The sequence below is a fragment of the Bordetella petrii genome, from assembly GCF_020991325.1.
GTDB classification, from domain to species: domain Bacteria; phylum Pseudomonadota; class Gammaproteobacteria; order Burkholderiales; family Burkholderiaceae_B; genus Bordetella_A; species Bordetella_A petrii_E.
Genome location: NZ_JAJMLX010000302.1, coordinates 1 through 5,159 on the forward strand (window position 1 = coordinate 1; position 5,159 = coordinate 5,159).

The following is a 5,159-nucleotide window of genomic DNA, read 5'->3' on the forward strand; positions in this document are numbered from 1 at the left end:
GGCCACGGCGGCGGGCTGCGCCGCCGCGCCACCCGTCAGGGGCGCATTCAACTGCGCGGCAGCCAGGCCGGGCACGGCCACGGCCAGGACCAACGGAAAGCGAAGAAAGTATCGGGACATGATTGTCTCTTTCAGGTTCGGGAATTCGGCGTGGCCGGGCGGCGCGTGCCGCCCTACTGCACCATGGGCGGGTTGATCATGCGGTCCATTACCGGCTGCAACATGGGTAGGACCACGTCGCGCCCGCTGGAAACCTGCGTTACCTGGCGCACCGTGCCATCGCTACGCCCCGTGCCGGCCATCGGCGCCGGCACATGGGCCCGCACCTGCATCTGGCTGGCCATCTGGAAGATCTGGCTGCGCGCCTCCTGGCCCAGGTTGGCGCGGTCCATCAGGTGCTGGGCCTGCAGGGAATTGCCTTCCACCAGCAGCAGCAACGCCATGTTGGCCAGTATTTTGGTATTGCCCGGATCCAGTTCGGCGGCCATGCCCAGCGGCACCCGCGCACCCGCGCTATCGCCCGCGCGCAAGCGGGCATAGCCCAGGTCGCCCAGCATCTGCGGGTCGGTGGGCGCCAGTTTGACGGCGCGGTCCAGGTCTTGCGCGGCCTGGGCATAGTCGCCCCGCGCGCCGGCCAGCAGGCCCAGCCCGTGCCAGCCTTGCGCAGCCTGCGCGCCGCCCAGCAGTTTGCGGTAGGTGGCTTCGCTTTGCGCTTCCTGGCCCGTGCGCCGCAGCGCATCGGCCTGTAGCGCGTCCAGTTGGTCGCTGTTGCCGAAGCGCTGGCGGTAGGCGTCGATATAGGCCAGCGACGCGAAGTACCGGCCCTGGACCTGGTTCTCGCGGATAAGGGCCAGCATCAGTTGCGGCTCGGTGGGTTCCTGGCGGGTGTCGGCGCTGTCCTCGGACTGCCGCATCAAGGCCTGTTCCTGCTGCTGTTGCTGGATCAGGGCCCAGGCCGACTCCATCTTGTTGCCCTGGCATCCTGCCAGCAACATCGTGCCCAGCACCGCGGCCAGCCGCAAGCGGCGTGGCGATAAGCGTTTCATCACATTCCCCCCGCGATGCGCGACAGGCCGCGCAGCACCGACAAGATCCCCATGCCGCCCGTCACGATCAGCAGCGCGGGCAGCAAGGTCACAATCATCACCCCGGTCATCTTGACGGTCAGGCGGCCGATTTTCTCTTTGAGCTCGAAGCGGCGCTTGTCGCGTATGCGCTGCGAGAAACGATTCAGGGGTTCTTGCACGGCACCGCCGTGCTTGTCCACCTGGATCAGCAGGCGGCAGATTGCTGCCAGATCGTCATTGTCAAAACCCTGCGACAAGCGGGCCAACGACTGTTCGCGCGTGCGCCCGCGTGCGTAGACTGCCGTGGCCGCGCCGAACTCGTGCCCCAGCACCGGCAGCACCGGTTTGAAGTCATTGACGATGACGCTCAGGCTCTGGTCCACCGACAGCCCTACCCCCTGCAGCAGGCGCAGCAGATCCACCAGCAACGGCAATTCTTTCGCGGCCTGCTTCTTGCGGGCGGCCACGCGCCGAGCCAGTATCCACTTGGGCAGCATGTAGCCCACCGCGAAACCGATGAACAGGGTGAACACCGTTGCCGCCAGGCTGCCCGGACCGAACCACAACCGCCGCAGCAGCACCGCCGCCAGGGGAAACACCAGCGCCAAGCCGAAACGCAGCACCGCATAGCGCGCCCTCGCCGTGGCCACATTGACGTACCCCGCCAACTCGATCAGCTTGTTGTCTTCGTCCGGCAACAGCGATTCGGCCAGCCGGCCTTCGCCCAGGCGCTTGCCCAGGGCGTCGGTGCTTTGCGCCAACGAGGCCAGGCGCCCCATCTCGGGCGCGCCGGCCGCAGCCGTGGCCTGCGAGCCATCGCGGCCGGCCAATGCTTGCTCCACCACGCGCATGCTGCGCGACTGGCCGCGCAGGCGCACCACCATGCCCAGCCCCACGATCAACAGCGCCAGCGAAACCAGAAGCACGCCGGCCGCCAGCATGCCGGAATAGGAAGGAGCGGTCAGGAAATCCATGTCGCCCCCCTTTTATATCGACTTGGTCATGCGATACAGCCAGTACGAGCCGGCCACCTGCAGGCCAAGCGCCGCCACCAGCATCTTGAAACCCAGCGGGTCGTCCCACATGTCCATGAACATGGCGTTGTTGGTCAGCATGATGTAGCCGGCGATGCCCAGCGGCAGCAGCGCCAGCACCCAGGCCGAAAGCCGGATCTCGGCCGATGCCGCCACCAGTTCCCCCCGGGCCTGGGCGACATCGCGCATGAACGCCGCAATGCGTTCCAGCACGACGTCGCTGCGTCCGCCATACTTTTGCGCCACCCGGACCACCGCCGCCAGCAGGCGCAGTTCCTCGAATGCATACTGGCGCGCCACGTTGGCCAGGGCCGCATCCAGTTCCTGTGTGGAACGGCTGAGTTGCGCCGCCTTTTCCACTACTTCCCGCAGCGGCTCATTGGTATTGGCCGCCGCGGCCTGGAAGGCGGCCGCCATGCTGTTGCCGATGGTGATCAGGCGCACCATGCCATCGAGCATCTCGGGCAATTGCTCGAACATGCGGCCGCGCCGCCGGTCGGCGCGCAGCCAGATGTAGAAATAGCTCATCACCAGCAGCATCACCCCGGCCACAATGGCCGACACAGGCCCGCCAAACACGGCCGCCAACAGGACGCCCAGGGACACGATGGCGGATATGGCGATATACAGGGCCGGGGTCTGCCTGATGCCCGCGCAGCGCAGCAGGATGTCCCAGTGTTCAATACCGGTACGCAATACGCCGCGGGCCACAGCATCTTCACCCGCGGCGGCAGACTGGGCCTGGCCGAGCTGGCGTTCCAGGAATACCGAACTTGCCTGGCGCCGCTGCCCCTGGCCGGCGCGGCGCCACAACACCACGGCGCCCATCATCATCAACAGCGCCAGGCTGGCCAGGATAAGTACCGGGGTCATCAGCGCCTCCGCCCCCAGAAACCGCCGCCGGACGTGTCTTCCTGCGCAGCCACGCTGGCCCGCATTTCGTCGCGCAGCTTGCCCAGCTTGGGCGTATGCGGATGCACGCCCAGCCAGTTCCAGGTGTCTTTCTCTTCGCCCTCGGGGGTTACGAACACTTCGTGGCGGTACAGTTCCTGGGTGGCGATCACGTTGTCGCCCATGCCCGTGACTTCGGTCACCGACAGTACGCGGCGCTTGCCGTTCGGCAGCCGGCCGATCTGCACAATGAAGTCCAGCGCGCTGGCGATCTGGCGGCGCAGGCTGTCCTCGCTGCCCTGGAAGCCCGCGAAGCCTGCCAGCATCTCGATGCGGTACAGGCATTCGCGCGGCGAGTTCGCGTGTATGGTGGCCATGGAACCTTCATGGCCGGTGTTCATGGCCTGCAGCATGTCCATGACTTCGGCGCCGCGCACCTCACCCACCACCACGCGGTCGGGCCGCATGCGCAGGCTGTTGCGGATCAGGTCGCGAATGGTGACCAGCCCATTGCCGTCGAAGCCGCCCTGCCGCGACTCCAGCCGTACCACGTGCGGATGGTTCAGCGACAGTTCGGCCGTGTCTTCCACGGTGACCACGCGTTCGTTCGTGGGAATGAAGAACGCCAGCGCATTCAGCAGCGAGGTCTTGCCCGAGCTGGTGCCGCCCGACACCAGCACATTGCAGCGGTTGGCCACCGCCATGCTCAGCAGGCGGTGGATGTCTTCGTTGAACGTGCCCAGGGTCAGCAGGTCAGCCGGCTTCAGCGGGTCTTTGCGGAACTTGCGGATCGACACCATCGGGCCGTCCACGGCCAGCGGCTCGATGACCACGTTCAGGCGTCCGCCATCCGGCAGGCGCGCATCCACCATGGGGCTGGACTCGTCCAGGCGCCGGCCGATGGGCGCCAGGATGCGGCGCACGATGCGCAGTACGTGCTGGTTGTCCGAGAAGCCCAGCGATTCGCGCGACAGCACGCCGCCCCGCGACACGAAGACGTTGTCGTAGCCGTTTATCAGGATGTCCTCCACCGCCGGGTCGGCCAGCAAGTCTTCGAGCGGGCCCAGGCCCGCCAGCTCTTTGGTCAGGGCCTCGGCAATGTGCCGCATTTCGCCTTCGTTGATGGCCATGCGCCGGGTGCGCGCGAAACTGGCCACCTCGATATCGACGAAATCCTGGATGGCGTCGCGCGCCCAGCGGCCGAACTCGGCGCCCAGTTCCTCGATGCGCGACAGCAGGTGTTCATACGCCGCCGTCTTTACCTCTTGATAACGCGGCGAACCCACAAAGCTCTTGTCGCCGTCCTGGCCGAATTGGATCGTGGCAGTCATGATCATGTCGGATCCTGTTCAATCCCCGGGCGCCTTATTCGGCCACCAGCATGCGCCGGTGCACGCCGGGCAGCCAGGTGGCCAGCCAGCTGCCGCGCCCGGCAGCCTGGGTGGTTTCGTTGCACAGCTTTTCAGCCAGTGCGTGCACGCCACGCACGTAGACATCGCGCTCGGCATCCTGGTGCAGCAGGCGGCCCTGGTTGGTGCATACCATCAGGGCCAGCGCGCGGTCGGGCAAAGTGCCCACCAGGTCCAGCTGGAAGCGCTCGGCGATCTGCTGCGCCGTCATGCCATAGCGTTCGTCGTAGCGGTTCACGACCAGGCCCAGCGAGCCGCGTTCAACGTGGCGCCGCTCCAGGTCTTGCAGCACGCCCGACAGCGCCACCAGCGAACTCACGCTCTGGTCGGTAACGATCCAGGCCGTGTGCGACGTGCGCGCCAGGCCGGCCACGAAATCCATATTGGAAAAGCCGCCCGTATCCGTCACCATCAGGCCGAAATGCTGGCGCAGGCGTTCGAACACCATCAGCGAGTCGGACTGCGACATATGGTTCATCTGGGCCGGGTCGCGCGGCAGCGACATGACACTCAGGCCATCCGCGGTATGCGCCATGGCCGAACCCAGCAGCGTGGCGTCCAGGCGCTGCAGGTTGCGCGCCGCCTCGGCGAAATCGAAGTCGCCCGCCACGTTCACGTACAGCTGCGCATCGCCGATGGGCCAGCCCAGGTCCAGCAGGGCCACGCGCGACACCAGCGGCAGCACGGCGCCGGGCGCGGCGGGCTTGCGCGCGCCACCCTGTTCGCCCTGGGCCTGCACATAGCGGTCCTGGGCGATG

4 protein-coding genes and 1 pseudogene are annotated in these 5,159 nt (G+C 66.8%); all 5 read right to left on the minus strand.

Annotation, left to right across the window (positions count from 1 at the left end; genetic code table 11):
- Nucleotides 1-173: 173 nt before the first annotated feature.
- Entirely contained in the window at nt 174-1,046 is an 873-nt protein-coding gene (locus tag LPZ50_RS21425) for a tetratricopeptide repeat protein (RefSeq protein WP_230664765.1), read from the minus strand.
- Nucleotides 1,046-2,041 carry a type II secretion system F family protein gene (locus LPZ50_RS21430; protein ID WP_230664767.1) on the minus strand — a complete coding sequence of 332 codons (996 nt, stop codon included), beginning with the start codon at nt 2,039-2,041 and terminating at the stop codon, nt 1,046-1,048. Before LPZ50_RS21430 ends, LPZ50_RS21425 begins: the two co-directional genes overlap by 1 nt.
- Nucleotides 2,042-2,053: 12 nt before the next feature.
- On the minus strand, nt 2,054-2,974 hold the full coding sequence (locus LPZ50_RS21435) for a type II secretion system F family protein (protein WP_230664769.1): 921 nt from the start codon (nt 2,972-2,974) through the stop codon (nt 2,054-2,056).
- Nucleotides 2,974-4,329 (minus strand): CpaF family protein, encoded by a 1,356-nt coding sequence (locus LPZ50_RS21440; protein WP_230664771.1) that lies wholly within the window; start codon nt 4,327-4,329, stop codon nt 2,974-2,976. Before LPZ50_RS21440 ends, LPZ50_RS21435 begins: the two co-directional genes overlap by 1 nt.
- Before the next feature lie 28 nt (nt 4,330-4,357).
- Nucleotides 4,358-5,159 (minus strand): annotated as a pseudogene (locus tag LPZ50_RS21445) (pilus assembly protein CpaE); the annotation flags it as partial.

What these genes read in the sequence shown, in the direction of transcription:
- LPZ50_RS21425 (WP_230664765.1), bottom strand. Translation starts at nt 1,046, where the DNA reads ATGAAACGCTTATCGCCACGCCGCTTGCGGCTGGCCGCGGTGCTGGGC.
- LPZ50_RS21430 (WP_230664767.1), bottom strand. Translation starts at nt 2,041, where the DNA reads ATGGATTTCCTGACCGCTCCTTCCTATTCCGGCATGCTGGCGGCCGGC.
- LPZ50_RS21435 (WP_230664769.1), bottom strand. Translation starts at nt 2,974, where the DNA reads ATGACCCCGGTACTTATCCTGGCCAGCCTGGCGCTGTTGATGATGATG.
- LPZ50_RS21440 (WP_230664771.1), bottom strand. Translation starts at nt 4,329, where the DNA reads ATGATCATGACTGCCACGATCCAATTCGGCCAGGACGGCGACAAGAGC.